At 31.1% G+C, this 21,158-nt stretch carries 19 protein-coding genes; 6 read left to right on the forward strand and 13 right to left on the reverse strand.

What is annotated here, in order from left to right:
* Window positions 1-36: 36 nt before the first annotated feature.
* The 9 genes from FHQ18_RS01030 to FHQ18_RS01070 form a co-directional block, all read right to left on the reverse strand.
* On the reverse strand, window positions 37-1,194 hold the full coding sequence (locus FHQ18_RS01030) for a TIGR04013 family B12-binding domain/radical SAM domain-containing protein (protein ID WP_149265308.1): 1,158 nt from the start codon (window positions 1,192-1,194) through the stop codon (window positions 37-39).
* Complete coding sequence (locus tag FHQ18_RS01035) at window positions 1,187-2,440, reverse strand: NfeD family protein (RefSeq protein WP_149265309.1); 1,254 nt, start codon at window positions 2,438-2,440, stop codon at window positions 1,187-1,189. Before FHQ18_RS01035 ends, FHQ18_RS01030 begins: the two co-directional genes overlap by 8 nt.
* Complete coding sequence (trmB, locus tag FHQ18_RS01040) at window positions 2,430-3,095, reverse strand: tRNA (guanosine(46)-N7)-methyltransferase TrmB (protein WP_149265310.1); 666 nt, start codon at window positions 3,093-3,095, stop codon at window positions 2,430-2,432. Before trmB ends, FHQ18_RS01035 begins: the two co-directional genes overlap by 11 nt.
* The gene (locus FHQ18_RS01045; protein WP_149265311.1) at window positions 3,080-3,955 is read right to left on the reverse strand and encodes an MBL fold metallo-hydrolase; all 876 of its coding nucleotides are present in this window, start codon (window positions 3,953-3,955) and stop codon (window positions 3,080-3,082) included. Before FHQ18_RS01045 ends, trmB begins: the two co-directional genes overlap by 16 nt.
* Complete coding sequence (locus FHQ18_RS01050; RefSeq protein WP_149265312.1) at window positions 3,942-4,145, reverse strand: DUF1858 domain-containing protein; 204 nt, start codon at window positions 4,143-4,145, stop codon at window positions 3,942-3,944. The genes FHQ18_RS01045 and FHQ18_RS01050 overlap by 14 nt, the downstream gene beginning before the upstream one ends.
* 288 nt (window positions 4,146-4,433) lie before the next feature.
* Entirely contained in the window at window positions 4,434-5,285 is an 852-nt protein-coding gene (locus FHQ18_RS01055; protein WP_149265313.1) for a thiamine pyrophosphate-dependent enzyme, read from the reverse strand.
* Window positions 5,285-6,973, reverse strand: coding sequence for a 2-oxoacid:acceptor oxidoreductase subunit alpha (locus FHQ18_RS01060; protein WP_149265314.1), 1,689 nt, complete (start codon window positions 6,971-6,973; stop codon window positions 5,285-5,287). Before FHQ18_RS01060 ends, FHQ18_RS01055 begins: the two co-directional genes overlap by 1 nt.
* A gap of 27 nt (window positions 6,974-7,000) precedes the next feature.
* Window positions 7,001-7,867 (reverse strand): DUF2156 domain-containing protein, encoded by an 867-nt coding sequence (locus FHQ18_RS01065; RefSeq protein ID WP_149265315.1) that lies wholly within the window; start codon window positions 7,865-7,867, stop codon window positions 7,001-7,003.
* Window positions 7,857-9,116 (reverse strand): MATE family efflux transporter, encoded by a 1,260-nt coding sequence (locus FHQ18_RS01070; protein WP_246798612.1) that lies wholly within the window; start codon window positions 9,114-9,116, stop codon window positions 7,857-7,859. The genes FHQ18_RS01065 and FHQ18_RS01070 overlap by 11 nt, the downstream gene beginning before the upstream one ends.
* Before the next feature lie 195 nt (window positions 9,117-9,311).
* On the opposite strand from FHQ18_RS01070, the gene FHQ18_RS01075 reads away from it, so the two are divergent.
* The 6 genes from FHQ18_RS01075 to FHQ18_RS01100 are packed head-to-tail and all read left to right on the forward strand — an operon-like array spanning window position 9,312 to window position 14,729.
* Entirely contained in the window at window positions 9,312-10,100 is a 789-nt protein-coding gene (locus FHQ18_RS01075) for a cytochrome C assembly family protein (protein WP_149265317.1), read from the forward strand.
* A 4-nt stretch (window positions 10,101-10,104) separates the two neighbouring features.
* Window positions 10,105-11,370 (forward strand): glutamyl-tRNA reductase, encoded by a 1,266-nt coding sequence (gene hemA, locus FHQ18_RS01080; protein WP_149265318.1) that lies wholly within the window; start codon window positions 10,105-10,107, stop codon window positions 11,368-11,370.
* A gap of 2 nt (window positions 11,371-11,372) precedes the next feature.
* Complete coding sequence (gene hemC / locus FHQ18_RS01085; protein WP_149265319.1) at window positions 11,373-12,299, forward strand: hydroxymethylbilane synthase; 927 nt, start codon at window positions 11,373-11,375, stop codon at window positions 12,297-12,299.
* The gene (locus FHQ18_RS01090) at window positions 12,283-13,002 is read left to right on the forward strand and encodes a uroporphyrinogen-III synthase (protein WP_149265320.1); all 720 of its coding nucleotides are present in this window, start codon (window positions 12,283-12,285) and stop codon (window positions 13,000-13,002) included. Before hemC ends, FHQ18_RS01090 begins: the two co-directional genes overlap by 17 nt.
* A 15-nt stretch (window positions 13,003-13,017) precedes the next feature.
* Window positions 13,018-13,983, forward strand: a complete 966-nt coding sequence (hemB, locus tag FHQ18_RS01095; RefSeq protein WP_149265321.1) for a porphobilinogen synthase — start codon at window positions 13,018-13,020, stop codon at window positions 13,981-13,983.
* 2 nt (window positions 13,984-13,985) lie between these two features.
* Complete coding sequence (locus FHQ18_RS01100) at window positions 13,986-14,729, forward strand: DUF815 domain-containing protein (RefSeq protein ID WP_149265322.1); 744 nt, start codon at window positions 13,986-13,988, stop codon at window positions 14,727-14,729.
* Between the two features lie 10 nt (window positions 14,730-14,739).
* On the opposite strand, the gene FHQ18_RS01105 is transcribed toward FHQ18_RS01100, so the two are convergent.
* From FHQ18_RS01105 to FHQ18_RS01120, 4 genes are read right to left on the reverse strand one after another with little or no spacing between them, the layout of a single operon-like run.
* Entirely contained in the window at window positions 14,740-15,972 is a 1,233-nt protein-coding gene (locus FHQ18_RS01105; protein ID WP_149265323.1) for an EAL and HDOD domain-containing protein, read from the reverse strand.
* 46 nt (window positions 15,973-16,018) lie between these two features.
* Window positions 16,019-17,461, reverse strand: coding sequence for a sigma-54-dependent transcriptional regulator (locus tag FHQ18_RS01110; RefSeq protein ID WP_149265324.1), 1,443 nt, complete (start codon window positions 17,459-17,461; stop codon window positions 16,019-16,021).
* Window positions 17,451-18,578: a sensor histidine kinase gene (locus tag FHQ18_RS01115; RefSeq protein WP_149265325.1), complete on the reverse strand. Its 1,128-nt coding sequence runs from the start codon at window positions 18,576-18,578 to the stop codon at window positions 17,451-17,453. The genes FHQ18_RS01110 and FHQ18_RS01115 overlap by 11 nt, the downstream gene beginning before the upstream one ends.
* Window positions 18,548-21,157 carry a tetratricopeptide repeat protein gene (locus FHQ18_RS01120; protein ID WP_149265326.1) on the reverse strand — a complete coding sequence of 870 codons (2,610 nt, stop codon included), beginning with the start codon at window positions 21,155-21,157 and terminating at the stop codon, window positions 18,548-18,550. The genes FHQ18_RS01115 and FHQ18_RS01120 overlap by 31 nt, the downstream gene beginning before the upstream one ends.
* Between the last annotated feature and the right edge of the window lies 1 nt (window position 21,158).

Here is a 21,158-nt window from a genome sequence, read left to right on the forward strand (position 1 = left end):
CCGCCCCCGCATGTATAATTATAATCATACTTTGTTTTATATTTCAACAAGTTTTTTAGAATAGTCCATCTGCCTTACCCACTGACCAAATATTTTTCCTTCTCCTTCCAGCGATTTAAGCTTCAATAATGATCTTTCGCTCAATTGTGACGGCATTTCATTTTCAAACTCAGTACCTGGTAAGGGCATAAAATAATGAGCATGGATTCTCACCCTATCATTCCATTTTTCAATCCACTTTATACTCTCAATTACATCTTTTTCCTCTTCAAAAGGGAGTCCAAAAATAAAATCCACATCCACACCAAAACCAAATTGCAAAAAATCATTTATAACAGATTCTACCTTTGCCAAATCAGTCGGTCTATTTATAATAGATAATAATCTTTCACTTGCCGTCTGTAGACCTATAACTACCCTTGTGTTTGAACAATAACTTTTCATTAGTTCAATCAACTCCCTACTTACATGATAGGGATTTATCTCTGAAGGAAAAGATCCAAAAAATATCCTACCATCATATTTTGTTATTTTTTTTATCCCCTCAAAAAGTTCTTTTATAGCTTCTAAATTTACTCCTTTGTTATACTGATAAATAGCAGCATCAGGAGTAATAAACCTAAAATCCGTTTTATTATTTTTATATGCATACTCAACATCTTCAAAAATTCGACTCAAATCTTTATGCCTTACCTTTCTATCAAAAAGATTTGGAGTCTGACAATATTTACACCTAAAAAAGCATCCTCTTGTAATCTCAATAGGCCCAAACATCTTCTCTTTTTTAGGAAAAGACGGATAATCATCAATATTGACTAAACCAAAATTTTCATAAATTTTCTTTAGAGCACCATCTAAAAAATCCTCCACAACATCTTTAATTATCTCCTCACCTTCCCCTATACAAACAGCATCAAAATATTTTATGCATTCAGAGGGTTTAGCAGTGGGATGAGGTCCTCCGCAAACTGTGATGGCACCTTTATCTTTTATTTTTTTTGACAAAAAATAATATTTCTCTTTATTGAAAGTGTTAAACGAAAAAAATATGAGTTTACCTTTAACATTATAATTCTCTATTTCTTCAATGTTTAATAATTTGTAATCAAAATGAAAATGTCTTTCAAAAGATGAAATTAATGCTCTTATGGAATACTTATTAAATTTATCCTTAACGAAAATAAAATCACTCATCCTTGATCTTTTCCACTAATAGGATTAGCCCTTTTACTTCTTTTATCTTAACCTTATCACCTTTTTTAAATTTTTGATCACTCACTGCATCCCAATACTCACCATTGACAAAAACTTTCCCCTTACCCTTATCCCAATAAACTATTTCCCCTTCAAGATCTTTAAATTTCTCAGCTCCTGTAACTGGATTTTTTCTATAATCTTTTATAATAACCTTGCCAATTACCAACACTAATATAACTATAATTAAAACAATCGATGCTATAACATACCAAGCCACTTTTATCCCCAAATTTCCATTAACTCTAAAAAGTAAATTAAGGCCTAAGATTATTAATACAATAGAAGAAAGTGCAAGAAGCCCAAAACTTGGGATAAAAATCTCCATAATAAGTAACACAATCCCAGCCAAAAACAGCAATAAAGCAAAATAATTGACAGGAATAATATTAAGCCCGATTAAAAAAAGAATAAAAGATATTATTGATATTCCGGCAAAAATAAACGTCCCACCAAATTTTATCTCAAGATAAAGAGAAAGCAAAGTTATTAAAAGTAAAAACACAAGAACATTCGGATCACTCAAAAAAAATTTTATTGTTTCAAAAGTAGTAGGCTTCAAAAACGTATAGTTAATACTTTTAAAGTTAAAGGTATCCATTAAAAACTTATCGATTTCATCATCAGAATTAACTATTCCATCAATTAATCCATTTTCATAAGCTTCTTTAGCTGTAAAACTTTTTGATTCAGTTACCATTAAAACAGCATTATTTACATTTCTTTTACGCTTTTCTGCAATGGCCTTCATAAAAGCTACAGTATCATTTTCAACCTTCTTTCGCATATCCCCTTCAATGTTCTTTCCTGTTATTGATACTGGATGAGCCGCACCGATAACAGAACCTTCATACATTAAAGCATAATCTGATGCCATTACTATGAAAGAACCTGCAGAACCAGCCCTTGCACCAGCAGGATAAACCACAGAAACAACAGGCACACTGCTTTTAAACATAAGCTGTATTATATTTCTTGTGGAAGAAAGAAGACCTCCTGGAGTATCAATTCTTAACAGTAATATCCCATTCACTTTTTCCGCTGATACAATTCCTTTTTTCACAAAATTGGTAGTCGCAGAAGTTATAATCCCTTTAATATCAATTACAACTACATCTTTTGCATATAAATTTAAGGTTATGAAAAATAAGAAAATTATGAAAATATATACTGATCTATTTTTCATTTTTCAGATGGAAGAAATAAACACCGGTCTTAGAAGCAAATTTTCGATAATATTTCGTGGGATAATAATCGCGCAACTCATTAATATACCAGCTATCAAAAACTGATTTGAATTTACCAGATGTAATCAAATTAGTTACAATCTCCTCTTTATATCCTACATGATCAGTGGCGATAAAAAGTTCACCATCATCTACTAATTTTTCTGACATCAAATTAAGAAACTCAGGCTTTAATAATCTTCTTTTATGATGCTTTTTTTTAGGCCATGGATCAGGGAAATTTATATAAAACCTTCTTACTGAGTTATTTGGAAAAAGGTTTACAAAAAATTTTGCATCAAAATGTATAAGTCTTACATTTTCAAGCCCTTTTCTTTCTACTCTACTGATTGCTTTTCTTATAACCTTTTTAACCACTTCAAAACCAAGATAATTCTCATCGCTATTCAATTCAGCGTAATGAGTAATAAATTCACCATTTCCTATTCCAATCTCTACATTCACAGGATTATTGTTATTAAAAATTTCCGTAAAATTGATTTCCTCATAGACAACGAAAGGTTTTACCTGCGGTTTAATCTCTTCGGAAAAAACATAACATTTATCAGAAAAATCCAAAATTATTTTTTCTCTTTCCATTAAACTCTTTTCCATCTTATCCCTTTATCATAATAAGGTTTTATCTTTTCATCCTTTTCTAGCCAATATAAATAACCTTTTACGGTAGAATTTATCAAATTTATTAAATCCATATTCAGCTTAATATCAAATTTTTCAAAAAGCCTATCACTTATCTCTTCGGCCGTTAGCCCATCACAAAGTTCATAAAGAGTGTTATACATCTTGTCAAGATGATTAATATTCACATCAATTAAACTTTTCAGTTCTTCCTTATCTATCATGCCCTTATGGCAGAAAATTACATTTTCACATTCAATTTCCATAATCTTGTTTAAAGACTGATAATATGCAAACGGATTAAAAAGATACAAAATCTTGTACTTTTCTATTATGGCAGGTGAAAATAAAGCATCACCAACAAACAGATATTCATCAACGAGATACCCAGTAAGTCCTGGTGAATGACCGCTTAGATCAAAAACAGTTATATCGTTCTTATTCAAAAAATGAACCCCTTTTTCAAGTTTTTCCACCTTTTCCACAGAATTAGCCGATAAAAACTTCCCTGTAATTTCAATATAAGCAGCTCCACCATAAAGTAGTGAAGGCTCCAAAAAGGTATCCGCTACAAAAGATAATTCCCTTTTATCTATATAAACTTGGCAATCATACTTGTTTACAAAGAAGAAATCTCCTCCCATGTGATCAGCATGCGAATGGGTGTGAAAAATGGCTTTTACATCTTTTTGTAAAATTTTATCAATTTTTTTAGCATTTGAGCCATCAAGTGATGTATCAAAAAGAATTACTCCATCCTCTGTATTTACCCCACAGGTATATGTTGGGCCATGGTCAATCAGAAAAAACCGATCTGTTAAATCAGTAATTTTCACTTATATAATCCTCCAAGGCCCTGATAAGTTCATTTACATTTATTCCATGCATCATACACCCTTTTTCAAGAGTCTCATTTTGCACACCTAAACAGCTTACACAACCCATATTAAACTTTTCAAACACCTCCACAGCCTTAGGATATTTCCTTAAAACATCAGCTATTACCATATCCTTACTAACTTGCATAACTCACCCCCATTTTTTTAAAATTTAACACCAAATGAAATGAAAAGCAATAGACACTTAACCTGGCATCACCTCAATTTTCATAAATAATCCAATTAATAAGGGTTGTAATAGTAGTAGAGGTTTTAGGGGTTTTAGGGGTATTAAGGGTTGTAAAGGTTATAAGAAACTTAGTGAATGTTACCCATTCTACAAATCTATCTTCCTATTTCTCTTTTTCCCCCTAATACCTTTACTACCTTTACAACATCCCATCAATTAGTTAGCTTCTTTTTAAATACTAACCAATTATTTGTAAGCTGATAAAATATTACTTATATCTCTAACCCTTACCTCTCTTTCCACCAATGCCTTGTCTTTCAAAACCGAATGCTGCTCTTCATAAGATGGCTTCGAAATATCTTTGTAGATAATCCCTAATGCAAATCTATCTTCTTCATAAGCTATTTTATATGCATTTTCTTTAGAGGTAAAATCATAATTATCATCCAACTTATACACTCTATTATCATAAAAATCATAAGAAAATTCTTTAGCAAACGATACACATGGCTGTAAAACATCTATAAGTGCAAAACCTTTATGATTAATTCCTTCCTTTATTAATTCTTTTAACAACTCGCTTTCCCCTGAATACCCTCTTGCAATAAATGTAGCCCCAGCACTCAAAGCATAAACAATAGGATTAACCGGCTCATCAATCACACCTTCCGGAGTTGACTTGGTAACAACTCCTTTTAATGTTGTTGGAGATGCTTGGCCTGTTGTAAGGCCATACGTCCTGTTATTATGAACAATGTAAGTTATATCCACATTTCTTCTCATTGCATGTATAAAATGACCTAGCCCCATTCCATAGCCGTCCCCATCTCCACCATTAGCAATAACAGTGAGATTTTTATTTGCTAACTTCACACCTGTAGCAACAGGTATCACTCTACCATGTAGAGAATGGAAACCATAACATTTGATATAATTTACCATTTTTCCAGAACAACCAATCCCTGAAACAGTTACTACTTCCCAAGGATTTAAACCAAGCTCTGCAATAGCCCCCTTTAAAGCATTCCAAATAGCATAATTACCACATCCTGGACACCATACTGGTTTTTTATTTGTATTAAGCTCCATTGGCTTCATTATGAAACCCTCTTTAATATATTTAAAACTTCTTCCACAAAAAACGGTCTTCCATCATATTTTAGAAATTTATCTTCAATAAATACTCCGGTGTTTTCAGCAATGATACCCCCTAGTTGCCCGGTAAAATTATTTTCTATAAGAATTAATTTTTTCCTGGTTTCAAGTAACCCCTTAGTACTCTTCCAATCAATTGGATATATTGAAGGAAAGTGAATAAAATTAAAATTCTTTTCATATTTCATCGCTTCAAAAAGAACTGTTTTTGTAGAACCCCAGGATACAAAGGTAATATCAGCAGTCTCGTCCCCATAAAGCAGAGGAGTTGGCATTTCTTTAACTAAATTTTCCAGTTTTCTAAATCGTCTTTCTTGCTGCTCTTTTCTGATGAAAGCATCATCACTTACAAAACCGTATTCATCATGCTCATTGCTAGGAGTTTTATGAATCCCCCCTGGGGTACCAGGAAACGCTCTCTTGGGAATACCATCTTTATACTCTTTATACCTTGGAAACAGATTCATAGGATCTGATTTGTCACCTTCAAAAATATACCCCCTATCTATTTTCAAACCTTCCGTTTTAAAACCATCTTCCATAAATATTGATTCTGATAGATATTTGTCCGATAAAACAAAGACAGGAATCTGGTATTTTTCAGCAATATTAAACGCATCAAACACTGCATAAAAAAGTTCTTTCAAATCCCCTGGTGTAAAAACTGCTCTTACAAATTCATCTTGAGATGCATGGAGTACAAACCTCAAATCAGCCTGCTCCTGCCAAGTGGGCATTCCAGTAGCCGGGCCGGGCCTTTGACTAATAAATAATACAAGCGGAGTCTCGGTTATAGCAGCAAGTCCTAACCCCTCTACCATTAAGGAAAATCCACCACCTGATGTTCCAGTCATAGCCCTTGCACCTGCATAAGCAGCACCAATTGCCATTGTAATCCCAGCAATTTCATCCTCTGTATGCTTTACAATGATATTGTAATCCTTAGCATACTTTGCCAAAAAATGAAGAACAGTGGAAGCAGGCGTCATAGGATACGTACTGTAAAAATTTACACCTGCAGTTATTGCAGAAGTTGCAGCCACTTCGTTCCCAGTCATTATTATATGTTCATTCAAATCCCTCTTTTCCCACTCCACATTAACAAAATGTTCTGTACACAGCCTGTAACCACACTCAGCGGCTTTATAGTTAACCTCTAACACTTTATCAGATAATGCTCCCTTTAAAACTTCCTTTAAAACGGAGATATCTATCCCCATACCCTTACAAAGATAGGCTATACCAATAATATTTTGAACTATATCTGGTAATCCTTCTTCTTTAACAGTCTTTGCAAAGGGGATGTCATAAACTTTGCAATTTAAATTTGATTTATCAACTCTAAGTTTTTCAAAATCAGCAATTACAATAGTATCTGATTTCAAATCTTCTTTATCAAATGACAATTTACTGTAAGTTAATAAAATATCTGTTTTTTCATAAGGGCTATAAACTGGCTCATCCGATATCATAAGCAGGTAACTATTATAGCCACCTCGAATAAGTGATGGATATTCTGGATAACCCATCACATAAAATCCATACCTTTTTAATACTTTAGCAAGCAAAGGCCCCATACTCATAATACCAAAACCAGCAGGAGCCGCTATTTTAATTTTCAGCATACTCATAAATTACCTCAATAAAAACCACTACTTTTATTTTAAACTAATTCTAAATTTTTTCAACAATATGTCTGGATAATAAGATGATTTTGCTTTTCTTAGAGCCATCTGTCCTAGATCCTGCTCAAAGTTTAAAAATTTATATCTTTTAGGTAATCTCTTTGCAAAATCATTATAAATAAACTGATAAATACCTTTATATCTTTTTAACCCTTTAGCAAAATGAATAACAAACATATCTTCATTATGCTCCTCACCTATAATAAAACCTGCAGGTTTTCCGTTTACATAATAAATGAGGCCACACAAAACGAGCTCATCTAGTAAATTAAGAGCCTCCTGACATGCATAATAATCTGTATCATCTTTTTTAAAGTTGTTTTCTTCTATCCATAAATCAAGAATTTCCCTCGCATCATTTACAAAATCATCTGTTAATGGTTTACACTCATGTTCATAAAGTTTATAAAACTGTTTCAATAGATTTCTCTTTTTATGCAATTTTCTCCCTTTATAGGTACTAATTTTTTCAACTGTATATATGTAATCTGAATCTCCATCTTTATAATCAAAAACAAACTGATCCTTTAAATAATCAAGCCATTTCTCATCCACTGGAAAAATAGCATCCACATAACTCAAAACATCTCTAAGTATATCTTTTGGGACTTCTTCAAGATTCATAGTAGGCATAACATAGCGCAATCCATCGTATGTAATACCTTTAATAAATAAATATTCCGAATTATTTTTCCCATTATACCAGCACAATTCATAGTCGTGTTTATCTCGAAAAAGATAAATATTTGCAAAATTATATTCAGATATCATAGTATCAACTTTTTTAAACCTCTCAAATAAAATATTCTTATGCTGAAGACCTATTTTTTCACAAAACATATTCCATCCACCTCTTCTTCCAATATTGTCTTGTCATCAAAAAACATTGAATTAAAATCGATATATTCATGCTCCACCATATAAATGAAGCACCAAACCCCAACACACTCACAAAAATAAATGCTAAAGGTATTCTTATAAACCATAATGAAAAAAGTACATTCTTCATAACTGTTTTTGTATCACCAGCTCCTGACATTGCTCCTCCTAAAATAACTCCCCAGGCCATAAAAGGTTCACTTATCATACTAATATACAAATATCTTATAGTTTCATTTATAACAACACTGTTATGTGAAAGAAATTCTGCAATACTTTTAGCATAAATTATAATAAAAATTGTCATAATTGTTACAACAATTGTCCCCATAATTGCGGTAACAAGACCATTTTTAAAAGCATCCTTTTTTTTATTTTCTCCAAGTAAATTACCTATAATCACAGCATTTGCCATATTAAAAGCAAATGCTGGCAAATAAATAGCAGCTTCGATTCTGATACCATTAGTAAAAGCAGCCATAACTTCTACACGATTTTCTTTTAAAGAATTTATTATTAGAAATAAAACTGTTGAACCAAGTTGCCACCCTATCTGCAAAATTCCACTTGGAATACCTATCTTCAATACTTTTTTAATAACATAGATTTTCAAAACTAATCTATTAACCAACGTTTTCAAATTTAAATAATTTATTAAAGCCCCAATAAATACACTTACTGCAGTGGAAAGAGCCACTCCCCTAAAACCAATAGGTGTAGCAAATACAAAGAAAAAATTGAGAGCAACATTACTAACAGCTACAATAAACATAGTAAGAAGAGATTTTTTTACGCTCTTAATTGATCTTAATACACCATTACTTAAAATCAGTAAGTAATGAAAAACAATTCCAAATGAATAAAAAAAAGCAAATTCTGCTGCAATTTTTCTAACATGAATCTCAATAGGGATTTTAAGAGTTATATTTTTTGCAAAAAAAACTCCCAAAGTTGATAAAATAATTCCTGCAACCACAGCCAATGTAAAAACCGATGAAATAGTTGTTTCCAATTCCTCTCTGTTTTTTTCACCCCATTTTCTTGAAACTACAGCTACAGTCCCCATAGTTATAGCGTTAACTACCACGATAAAAATAAAATAAACTTGAGACACAAAACCGACAGCTGCTTGATATTCTTTACCCAACTTTCCGGCAATGTATACATCTGTAAGACTTATTATAAACTCAAAAAACATAATCAAAATCATTGGCCAACTTATAGACCAACTTTTTTTAATTAAACTTTTCACCGAATTTCCCATCATATTTTTATGGACAACCATACTAAATAAGTATAAATTAAACAATAAATTTTTTGACAAATTTATTTTAGATATATAAACTTTATGCTTGTAATAATAAATAATTTATGGTTATTTTGATTGTAGTATTTGGAGGAGAATATGTTATTTGATATTGCTTTCCTTTTCTATTTACTCGCCTTTTTGCATATAATGCTCTATTTCTTTTTAGGATATAAAAACCTCTTTAAAATAACAAACCTTTTTATATTAATCGGGTTACTCTTTAATATTACGTTCACTATCAATCTTTTTTATATTGAAAGCAACTCCCCCTTTGATACAATAGGTGAAATTTTTACTTTTATGGCGCTATCCATGAATATTATTTATATAATTCTTTATCTAACGTACAAAAGACCTTTACTTTATCTTCTCATATCTCCTGTTGTCATTATTTGCTCAATAATAGCTATATTAAAATTGAAAACTGTTGGTATTCCTACAGCAAATAAAGATTTTTGGCTTTATATTCATCTTCCTTTCATAATATTTGGTACTTCTTTGTTTTTTTTATCAGCAATAACAGGTCTAATTTACTTCCTTCAAGAAAGACAAATCAAAAGGAAACATTTTGGTTTGATTTTTAATAGATTCCCACCTTTAGAAACAATTAATAAATTAAACAACATAACTCTACTTTCCGGATTTGCCTTTTATACAATTGGTGTAATCAGTGGTTTTCTGTGGGCTCTAAGTTTGCAAAATATATCTATTACCACACATCCCAAAATAATTTTTGCTTTAATTTCATGGATTATTTTTGGCATCATTATTTTGCTAAAGTTTATAAGGGGATTAAGCCCAAAAAGTGGTGCATTATGGAGCATAATTGGATTTATATCACTAATTATCACTTATTTTACTGTAATAACATTTTTAAAAGGATAATCTGATGCAGTTAGCCATAGTAGGATTAAATCACAATACAGCACCAGTAGAAATTAGAGAAAAACTAAGTCTTAAAGAAGACGAACTTCAAAAAGAATATTCGCTTTTACTATCAACTGAAAGAATTTATGAAACATTAATTATATCAACATGCAATAGAGTAGAATATTACATTATTACTGATGATTTCCTATGTAATGTTGAAGCAATTATCAACAGACTATCTGAACGCAGCGGTATTGATATAATGGAATTAAAAAATTACACATATGTTTACTGCGGAACTGAAGCATTAAAACATTTATTTAAGGTAGCGTGTGGACTTGATTCTCTAGTTCTTGGTGAACCACAAATTCTTGGACAGGTAAAAGATTCATTCAATCAAGCAAGACTGTACGGTAAGTTTGGAACCTATTTAAAACAACTTGAACAATTTACTTTAAAAACAGCTAAAAAAGTGCGTACTCATACTGCTATTTCAGAAAATCCTGTATCAGTTAGTTATGCTGCCGTTGAGCTTGCAAAAAAAATATTTGGTGATTTAAAAAATAACACAGCACTAATAATTGGTGCTGGTGAAATGTGTGAACTTGCTGCTAAGCATTTGCAAACTTCAAATATCAATAAAATATATGTGACAAATCGAACCTTTGAGAGAGCAGTAACTCTTGCAAATGAAGTGAATGGTGAACCTATTCCTTTCGACAGTTTTATCAATTATTTACCAAAGGTCGATATCGTCATAAGTTCTACAGGAGCTCCAAACTACATTGTAACATATCAACACATTAAAGATATAATGAAAAAAAGAAAATATTCTCCAATGTTTTTCATTGATATTGCGGTCCCAAGAGATATCGATCCAGACATTTCAAATTTGGACAATATTTACGTGTATGATATTGATGATTTGAAAGATGTAGTTGAAGCAAATAAAAGAGAAAGAGAAAAAGAAGCACAAAAGGCACTGAAATTTATTGAGTATTATGTTGAAGAATTTAACAAGTGGCTTGAATCTCTAAAAATTGTTCCAACCATAAAATTAATTAGACAAAATTTTGAAAAAATAAAAGAAACAGAACTTGAAAAATTCTTTTCAAAAAACCAAATTGAAGATGCAGATTTGAAAAAACAGATAGATTATCTTCTCACATCTTATATGAATAAAATCTTGCACAACCCTCTCACAGTACTTAAAAACAAAAGTATTGAAAAAGAAAAATATACTATATCAGAAGCAGCACAAATTTTATTTAACATAAAGGAGTGACGATGGAAAAAATTGTAATTGGCACAAGAGGTAGTAAGCTTGCTCTCTGGCAGGCAAACTATATTAAATCGAGGATTGAAGAGAAACACGGTATCAAAGTGGAATTAAAAATCATTAAAACCACCGGAGATAAAATTCTTGATACTCCTCTAGCCAAAATAGGTGGTAAAGGGCTTTTTGTAAAAGAAATAGAGCAGGAGCTACTTAAAGGTACAATTGACCTTGCAGTACACTCAATGAAAGATGTCCCTGTAGAGCTTCCTGAAGGACTTGATATTTTTATTCATCCTGAAAGAGAAGAACCTTTTGACGCTTTTCTCTCAGTAAAATATGACAGTATTGATAGTTTACCTGATGGGGCAGTGGTTGGAACAAGTAGTCTGAGAAGAAAGGTTCAACTTCTTAGAAAATATCCTCATTTAAAGATAAAAGATTTAAGAGGTAACGTTGATACAAGGATTAGAAAACTTGTAAGCGGTGAATTTGATGCTATCATTCTTGCAAAAGCAGGTTTAAAAAGACTTGGACTTACAGAACATATCAAACAAACCTTGACCGATGATTTCATGATACCCGCAGTTTGCCAAGGTACTCTCGGTATCGAAGTTAGAGAAAAAGATAAAGAAACTATCGATATCCTCTCCTTTCTAAATGATGAAGAAACAAATATTTGCTCAAAAGCTGAAAGAGCTTTCCTTAAAACTCTCGAAGGTGGATGTCAGGTACCAATAGGCTGCTATGCTAAGCTTGATAAAGATAAGCTTTTTATAAAAGGGTTTCTTGCAAATTTAGACGGCTCAAAATTTTTATACGAAGAGATAACCGGTCAAAAAGAGGATGCTGAAAAACTCGGAATAAAACTAGCACAAACAATTCTTGATAAAGGTGGAGACAAAATAATTCAAGAGATCTATGAAACAGAGAATTAAAAATGTATTAATAACAAGACAGCCTAATCAGTCGGTAGAATTTATAAATGAATTGTCCAAATCCGGTTTTCACCCTTTTTTACTACCTATGATAAAAACTATCCCTTTGGATTATTCGGTTTCTTCAAACAACTACGACTTTATCGTTTTTACAAGCACAAATGCCGTAACTTATTTCGCAAACAATTTAAAAAAAATAAAATTCAAAAATATAATTGCCGTTGGTGAAAAAACGGCTTCTTTATTAAAACAATTTGATATCATTCCCAATATAATACCTGATGAATTTTCTGCCGAAGGCTTAATAAAAGTTTTAGACAATATGGACATAAAAAATAATTTTTTCCTCATCCCCACAACCCCTGCTAGAAGTGACCTCTTAGAAAATTATCTAAAGCAAAGAAAAGCTCTAGTAGAAATTTGCTATATTTACAAAACTGTGGAAGAAAATTATCCAGAAGGATATATTGATAACTTTGTTATAAATAACAATATTGATACTGTAACCTTCGCTTCGCCGTCGGCTGCAAGAAGTTTTTTAAAGCAAGCAAAAAATATAAATTTAAATTTACTCACTATTATCTCAATAGGAAAAACCACCGCAAAGTTTCTGGAAAAAGAAGGGATAAAATCATACTACCCTGAAAAATATACTGTTAAGGAGATGGTAAAATTGATTTCATCTCTTTCAAAAAATAACTAAAACTAGGAGGATATTATGAGTTTTCCGACAATTAGAGGAAGAAGATTAAGAAGAAATGAAACTATTAGAAGAATGATTAGGGAAACAAACCTAAGTGTAGATGATTTAATATATCCTCTTTTTGTAGTTGAAGAAGAAAATGTAAAAAATGAAGTCCCATCAATGCCAGGTGTATTTCAGATGAGCATTGATAATATCGTTAAAGAATGTATTGAAGCGGAAAAACTTGGAATCCCTGGAGTAATCCTATTCGGCATTCCTGAACACAAAGATGAATTGGGTAGTGAAGCCTACAACGATGAAGGGATTATTCAAAGAACAATCAAAGCTATTAAAGAAAATACTAAAACTTTGCAGGTAATTACAGATGTCTGCATGTGCGAATACACCAGTCACGGACATTGTGGTATCATAAAGGATGGGGATGTGGATAACGATGAAACTCTGAAATACTTAGCTCTTGAAGCTTTAAGCCATGCCAAAGCTGGAGCAGATATGGTTGCTCCAAGTGATATGATGGATGGAAGAGTGGCTGCAATCAGAGACATTCTTGATGAAAACGGCTTTTATAACATTCCTATTATGAGTTATGCTGTTAAATATGCATCAGCTTTTTACGGACCGTTCAGAGACGCTGCCGAAAGCACACCAGCTTTTGGGGATAGAAGAACTTATCAAATGGATCCTCCCAATAGGCTAGAAGCATTAAGGGAAGCAGAACTTGATCTGATGGAAGGGGCTGACATAATTATGGTAAAACCAGCTCTTCCTTACCTTGATATCATCAGAGAAATAAAGGATAATTTCAACGTACCTGTGGCTGCTTATAACGTCAGCGGTGAGTATTCCATGCTTAAAGCTGCTATAGAAAAAGGATGGCTAGATGAAAAAGTTATATATGAGTCCCTAATTTCAATAAAAAGAGCTGGGGCTGATTTAATCCTTACTTATTTTGCAAAAGAAATTGCAATGAGGCTATAAGCGTGGAGAATATTTTCAAAAACTGCCCAGCCTTTAGATGGGACGGTCAACAACTTGAAGAAATACACTTTATAGAAAGTGTAAGAAGAAAAGATTTAATAGGAATCGATAATCAGATACATTTTGCAACAAAAAATATAGAATCTTTTATTGAAAAAGGTATTTCTTTAAATATGCTTCTTTGGGGTGAAAGAGGATGTGGCAAGTCCTCATTAATAAATATGCTTTTAACCGAATACAGTGAAAGAGGATTGAGAGTTATAGAGTTTCCGCAAGAAAAAATTGAAACAATTTTCAAGCTATTTAAAACGCTTCGTCCATTCAAAGAATTTAGATTTATCCTGTTTTTTGATGATATTTCCTTTGATGAACAAGACATCTATTACAGAAAATTCAAATCAATTATGGAGGGTGGACTCGAATCCACCCCTCCAAATGTTATGTTTGTAGCTACGTCTAACAGGAGGCATCTCATTGAAGATAAAACTTACGATTCTGATACTCCGTATAACAGAGATGAAATAAATGAAGCAATGTCTCTTTATGCAAGATTTGGGCTCGTAATTGGTTTTTATCCAATCAGCAGAAAAACATATCTTGATATATGTAAATATTACATGGATAAATATTCAATACCATTTTTTGAAGATTGGGAAAAAGAAGCTGAAAACTTTGCAATAAACAGAGGTAGGAGAACAGCAAGAGTGGCAAAGCAGTTTGCCATCTACCAAAAAATTTTTAGATAAAAAAAAGTTACTACAATTCCCTTATAAGAGTATAAAACCACTTATAACTTTTCAGTTTTGCATCAGTAATCTGTTCTAACGTCAAACCTAAATTATTTTCAATCTCAGTTATGTCTTCTTCTTTATCACTTTGTTCGACAATTTTTAAGAGCTCACCTATAAACCCTTCATAATGTAAAACACCACGTTTTATCTCTTCTGAAACAGAAATTTCATTCAACAACCTCTCTTTAGGCATAGAAAAAAGAACATCTATATTTGAAAGTAAGCCAGCTAAAAAAGCGCTATCGCAATCACTTCTCTTAAGGTAATCGCTACATAAGATTTCCATTGTTTTTGCCTTTACAGCCACCATCTGAAAAAGAGGTGAATCAAGTCCAAAGTTATTTTTACTAACATAACTTAGCATTATCAACCAGTTTAAAAGTTTTTTCATACCTATTAGACTTATCGCATGCTGAATAGATTTTACTTCATTTCTTAAATAAAAAGCTGCAGAATTAATAAACTTTAATAAATTTACACTAAGATCTGGATACAAATTGAATGTATCTACAATTTTTTTTATATTCGAATCTCTATTAATCAAGTTAATTAATCTAAGAATTCCCATTCTCTGTGGGTCAATTTTTCTTGCTTCCAAAGTCTCAGGTTTTTCAAAGTAAAACCCTTGAAAATAATCATAACCAAGGAATTTACAGAGTTCGTATTGTTCTCTATTTTCCACCTTTTCTGCCAAAAGAAAGCAGTTTGTTTTCTTTAAATATTTTGTATTCCTTATTATTTCTTCTTCACTAATATTTAAAAGATCCACTTTAATAATATCAATAAAAGGCTCCACATTTTTCAAAGCATTAATATTGAATTGTTTAAAAATAAAATCATCTAAAGCAAATAGATATCCATTCGACCTTAAGTCCTCTAATCTTTCAATCAACTCTTTATCAATTGTAACATCTTCAAGAATTTCAAGAATAAAACGCTTTGAAGGTAAAAGCTCAATAATTGGCGACATTAAAACTCTTTTATTAACATTTATAAAGCCATATCCATTTCCAACTAGTACATCTATTCCAAAGTAATCAAGTGCATTAACAAGGGTTTCAATAATAGCCGTAAAGGGGTCATTTATCTCAGCTTTTGTTGCATCTCCAGATTTTCTGAACAATAATTCATACCCAACAAGTTTACTATTTTCATCTAATATAGGTTGGCGACCTATAAATGTTTTATTTAAATCCATTTAACGATATACCTCTTTTAAAAGATATTTTTAAAAAGAGTAAAATTTAATCATTTTTCCCAAGATATTCATCTACATTTATACCTTGAGCACGATATTCATTTAATTTATTCCTCAATGTTCTAACTGTTATACCAAGTATTTCAGCAGCTTTTGTCCTATTTCCACCAACATCTTTTAGAGTATTTAAAATTAGTTCCCTTTCCACATCTGCAATACTTCTCCCTTTTAGTTCAAATGAGATTTTTTTATCTTCATCATCTTCTACACAATTAACAATCTCTTCCTCAATAATTTCATTATTCGACTTCTTTTTATCAACACAAATATCATTATTAAAAACAAGGCCATGTAAAAATAAATCCTTTGGCTCAATCCTTTCTCCTTTACTCAAAATAACCGCACGCTCAATAGTATGTTCTAACTCCCTTACATTACCAGGCCAGTCATAATCTAAAAGAACTCTTTTTGCCTCATCACTCAAAGCTTTAAACTTTTTCCCATTTATCTTTGAATATTTTTCTAAAAAGAATTCAGCAAGATGAAGCACATCCTCTTTTCTATCCCTAAGTGGAGGAATATGAATATTTATTACATTCAATCTATAGTACAAATCCTCTCGAAAGTTACCCTTATTCACCTCTTCTTTTAAATCTCTATTTGTAGTCGCAATAATCCTTACATCTACAGAAACAGGCTTTATTCCACCAAGTCTCTCAATCTCCTTTTCCTGCAAAACTCGTAGTAGTTTTGCCTGCAAATGTAATGGCACTTCCCCTATTTCATCAAGAAGAATAGTCCCTCCATCTGCAAGCTCAAACTTGCCAGGCTTTCTTTTCTCTGCACCGGTAAAAGCCCCTTTTTCATATCCAAAAAACTCACTTTCAACAAGATTTTCAGGAACAGCCGCACAGTTAATAGCTACAAATGACTTGTTTTTCCTCCTGCTGTTTTCATGAATGAATCTTGCAAGCACTTCTTTACCAGTACCTGATTCTCCAGTAATTAACACAGTTGCTTCACTTTTTGCCACATCCATTGCAATGGAAAAAAGTTCAGCCATATACTTGCTTTTATAAATTACCTTACGCTCATTGTCATTCTTTGAAACCTTTTGCTTTCCAAGATTTAACCCTCTTATAATGAGTTCTTCAACCACTTCAGGAGGAAAAGGTTTTACAATATAATCAAATGCCCCCATTTTTAAGGCTTCAACAGCCGTTTCTACTGTTGCATAAGCTGTAATAAAACAAACTGGTACATCTATACCAGCATTCTTTAACATTTTAAAAAAAGATAAGCCGTCAATTTTTGGCATTTTCAAATCTGAAATAATAAAATCATATCTTCTTTTCATTGCTTTCTCAAAACCATCAGCAGCATCCATTGCAGTATCAACATTAATCCCCATCCGCTTAATAGTTACTTCCAAGCCTTTTCTCATATTTTCATCGTCATCTACCACTAATACATGTTTTTCACCAAACATTTTCCCCTCTTTTTAATTTAATTAATATTTTAGTATAGCTCTTACCATCACTTTCGACAAAAATATTTCCTTTATGAGCTTTTATAATTTTATAAACAATGGATAAACCTAGCCCCGTCCCTTTGGTTTTTGTAGTATGAAAAGGTATAAATATTTTATCTAAAAACTCTTTCTCAATACCACAACCATTATCTTCAACCACAATGACATCAAATTCTTTATCACAAAAATTATACAACTCAATCTTACCATTCTCATCTACAGCATCAATAGCATTATGAATTAGATTCATAAAAACTTGCTTCATCAATTCCTTGTCACAGTAAATCATACTGTCTTCATCTATTCTGTTTATAAAATTAATATTTTTATCAATCATAAGATGTCTGAGATATAACACCACATCATCAATAATATCAGCAAGATAATGCTTCTCTATTTTTACAACAACATCTTTAGAAAACAGTAGTATATTTGAAATAGTAGAATTAATGCTTTTTACCCCTTTTAAAATTGAATCAGCCAGTGACCGTTTTTCTAGATTATTTTTTAAATCCCTAGAAAGAAGTGAAGCAAACAGTTCTATGCTACCCAAGGGGTTTCTTATTTCATGGGCTATATTGGCTGCCATCACCCCCATTGCTTTTAAATGTTCATCTCTTCTATGCTCCTTCTCCATCTCCTTAAATTCCGTAATATCATCAATGGAAAATGTCCAGCCATCTAAACCATTATGATTAAATTTACCCACACTGATTCTAAACACACTTTTTTCAAAATCTTTCTCATAAATTCCTTTAGACATATTTTTCATCAAAAAATCTAAGAATTTATCCCCATAAAAATTATATAATTCATCAAACTTTCTATTTGATATTATTATTTTCCCATTATCATCCAATGCAACAATGGCACTGTTTGCACTCATCAAAACCGAAGATAATAATGAAGACATTTCTTCAAGCTGCTTGTTTTTCTCTTCAATCTCTTTCCTCAATTTTTCAGTTTCCTCTTTAAGTGCAGCATAACTATTTTGAAGTTTTTCAGTAGCAATATTGAAAGCTTGGAAAGCTTCACTTAAGAGCTCTATTTCGTTTCTTCTACTCTCTTTAGCCAATTTAACTCCTTCAACTCTTTTTCTGCTAATTTAGTATAAAAACTGGTAGGGTAATTTTGTATGAGTTTATTATAAAACTTTTTAGCTTTATCATCCCCCATTTTTAAATACGATTTTCCAAGAAAATAATATACTTTATCCATTTCGCTATAATCCTTATTTTGAAAAATAAATTTTTCAAAAAGTTTAATAGCTAACTTATAATCACCTTCTTCAAAAGCAATCATCCCTCTATCTAATAATATTTCCTTGAATTCCTTTATTAAATTCAAATTCTCAAGGTTTTTATAAATATTCTTAAGCTCAGCTCTTTTCCTTTCTTTTTCGAAGGTATTTACAAGCTCATACATTAATCTGTATTTCAAAATAGGATTTTTCCTAAACAATTTCAAAATTTTATAAGCATCATCTTTCTTTGAAATCTTAAGTTCATCAAATATTATTTTCAGGTCCTCATCACTCAGTTTGTTTACATTTTCATCCGTGATCTTTTCACCAAAAAGTATTCCCAGCACATTAACAATAGAAAAATTATAATTTTTTATTTCGTCATACAGATGTTTCGCTTCCTCAAAATCACCCAGTTTAAAATAACAAAATGCCAAATACCCTTTTATAATGGCAACATTATTTTTATTTTCTAATAGCTTAATCCAACTATTATTTTTAATATAAAATGTTATGCCACTAGCATAATTACCTTTTTTAATATATTGTAAAATTTCATTAATAAAATAATCTGTAAGAAATGATAAAAACTCATTCTTATATTTTCCTTTAGGAAAATATATCAAATACTCCTTACACAATGTTGCAGCTTTTTCGTTAACATTTTGTTCAATTAGCTTTTTTATATAATGATAATATGAGTTCTCAAGTATATCATCCCAACTCTTTTTAAAATAAATTTTCTTATGATTTACCATATATTCTTGTATCTTTTTCATAACATTTTCATAATTACCCTTTTCATATAACTCTCTTACCTTAATAAGCGAAATACTTTCAGCCAACTTTTCAGCTTCATCCAAATATTTTGTCTCAGGAAACTCTGTAATCAACTTGTTTATATAATCAATGCTTTGTTGATATTTGCCCTCTTTTAAATAATTTTTTGCAAAATTAAGAAAAATTTTCTGTTTTATATCATATACATTATTAAGCTCAGGTGTATCAAAATATTTTGATTCAAACTCACTTATTTTTTCCAAAGCTTCATCATATCTCTTTTCCCTAAAATATGACTGAATTATTAATCTATTAGCCTTTGCAGTAAGATTTACGTCAAGGGAAGAATCTAACACATCCATTAAAAAATCTATCCAATACTCAGTAGCATTCTCGTCTAAATATTTTTCGACATAATGTATTGCAGCCTTCTGTCCACCAATGCGTTTTGAATATTTTTTTCTACATTCTAACAACAAACTATTTGCAAGTTTTTCCTTCCCTATTTTTTCTAATAAAAGTGCTGAATTATACATCGCAATATCTGCATATTTACTGTCCGGATAAATATTATAAACCTTAGCGTATATTGATAGGGCATAATCTTCATCCCCTTTTATTTCAAAAGTTTTTGCTATTGCAAACAAAGTGTCCGCACCAAGCTTTAACAGATCATCTTTAGTATTTATTACTTTTAAAAAGTACTCTCTAGCTAATTCATAGTCTTTTAACATCGCATAAAGCTTACCAATTCTTGCTAGCACATTTATAGATTTATCTTTAAATTTATCAGAATATTCTTTCAGGGCATTAATAGCTTTATCATACTGCCCAATATTTTCATAAATAGAGACAATTCTCATATAACTTTTTTTAGCAAAAAGAGTCTCAGGATATGCTACGATTATAGCTTTATAATCAAAAATTGCTTCAAAATACATACCAGCTTTTTCTTTACTGAGTGCAGAATAATAAAGTGCATCAGAAGCTCTATAATTATCAGGGAATTTTGAGGCAAAATCTGAAAGATAATCGGCAGCCCGTAGATAATTTTTGGGATCATTTTCTCCTAATTTGTAATAGAGCATCCCTAACTTGTAATAAGCTTCTTGCGCATAAAAATCATTCTCATGTTTTGCAATCAAATCAAGAAGTTTGTTTATAGCACTATCGTACAACCCATTATCAATTTCACTTTCCACTTCAGCTAATATTTTTTCAGCCACATCATCTTTTATTTTTTTACTTTTTGTTTTTAATATAGGTTTTTCAATTGGAGATTTTAAATTTAGGTCAGCAATTTTTTTCTTTGGTGTAATAAAAAGATAAATATCCTTATCATCTTTTTTTAAAAAGTAATCCACCTCTGTTTTTAACGTAATAATAATTTTATTATCAACACCTTTAATATCCTTTAACAATTTATTTTTTGGTTTTTCAATAGGTTCAAATGAAATATTTCTCTTCAAAATCAAAATTATTTTATCATCAGTTTTTTCAACAACTTCAAAATACTCTTTTAACGATGTAAATTTTATTATTACAGAAAATTCCGTTTCATTAATATAAACACCTAATGCATAAACAAAAGAAACATAAAAAATTAGAATAAAAAACACACGTTTAATCATA

This window comes from Deferribacter autotrophicus, from assembly GCF_008362905.1.
Lineage (GTDB): Bacteria > Chrysiogenota > Deferribacteres > Deferribacterales > Deferribacteraceae > Deferribacter > Deferribacter autotrophicus.

Excerpts from the sequence above, each read along its gene's own strand:
- hemC (WP_149265319.1), top strand. The coding sequence starts at position 11,373 with ATGGAAAAAATTGTAATTGGCACAAGAGGTAGTAAGCTTGCTCTCTGG.
- FHQ18_RS01070 (WP_246798612.1), bottom strand. The coding sequence starts at position 9,116 with ATGATTTTGATTATGTTTTTTGAGTTTATAATAAGTCTTACAGATGTA.
- hemB (WP_149265321.1), top strand. The coding sequence starts at position 13,018 with ATGAGTTTTCCGACAATTAGAGGAAGAAGATTAAGAAGAAATGAAACT.
- FHQ18_RS01090 (WP_149265320.1), top strand. The coding sequence starts at position 12,283 with ATGAAACAGAGAATTAAAAATGTATTAATAACAAGACAGCCTAATCAG.
- FHQ18_RS01065 (WP_149265315.1), bottom strand. The coding sequence starts at position 7,867 with ATGTTTTGTGAAAAAATAGGTCTTCAGCATAAGAATATTTTATTTGAG.
- FHQ18_RS01060 (WP_149265314.1), bottom strand. The coding sequence starts at position 6,973 with ATGAGTATGCTGAAAATTAAAATAGCGGCTCCTGCTGGTTTTGGTATT.
- FHQ18_RS01105 (WP_149265323.1), bottom strand. The coding sequence starts at position 15,972 with ATGGATTTAAATAAAACATTTATAGGTCGCCAACCTATATTAGATGAA.
- FHQ18_RS01030 (WP_149265308.1), bottom strand. The coding sequence starts at position 1,194 with ATGAGTGATTTTATTTTCGTTAAGGATAAATTTAATAAGTATTCCATA.
- FHQ18_RS01050 (WP_149265312.1), bottom strand. The coding sequence starts at position 4,145 with ATGCAAGTTAGTAAGGATATGGTAATAGCTGATGTTTTAAGGAAATAT.
- FHQ18_RS01035 (WP_149265309.1), bottom strand. The coding sequence starts at position 2,440 with ATGAAAAATAGATCAGTATATATTTTCATAATTTTCTTATTTTTCATA.
- FHQ18_RS01075 (WP_149265317.1), top strand. The coding sequence starts at position 9,312 with ATGTTATTTGATATTGCTTTCCTTTTCTATTTACTCGCCTTTTTGCAT.
- FHQ18_RS01120 (WP_149265326.1), bottom strand. The coding sequence starts at position 21,157 with ATGATTAAACGTGTGTTTTTTATTCTAATTTTTTATGTTTCTTTTGTT.
- FHQ18_RS01055 (WP_149265313.1), bottom strand. The coding sequence starts at position 5,285 with ATGAAGCCAATGGAGCTTAATACAAATAAAAAACCAGTATGGTGTCCA.
- hemA (WP_149265318.1), top strand. The coding sequence starts at position 10,105 with ATGCAGTTAGCCATAGTAGGATTAAATCACAATACAGCACCAGTAGAA.
- trmB (WP_149265310.1), bottom strand. The coding sequence starts at position 3,095 with ATGGAAAAGAGTTTAATGGAAAGAGAAAAAATAATTTTGGATTTTTCT.
- FHQ18_RS01110 (WP_149265324.1), bottom strand. The coding sequence starts at position 17,461 with ATGTTTGGTGAAAAACATGTATTAGTGGTAGATGACGATGAAAATATG.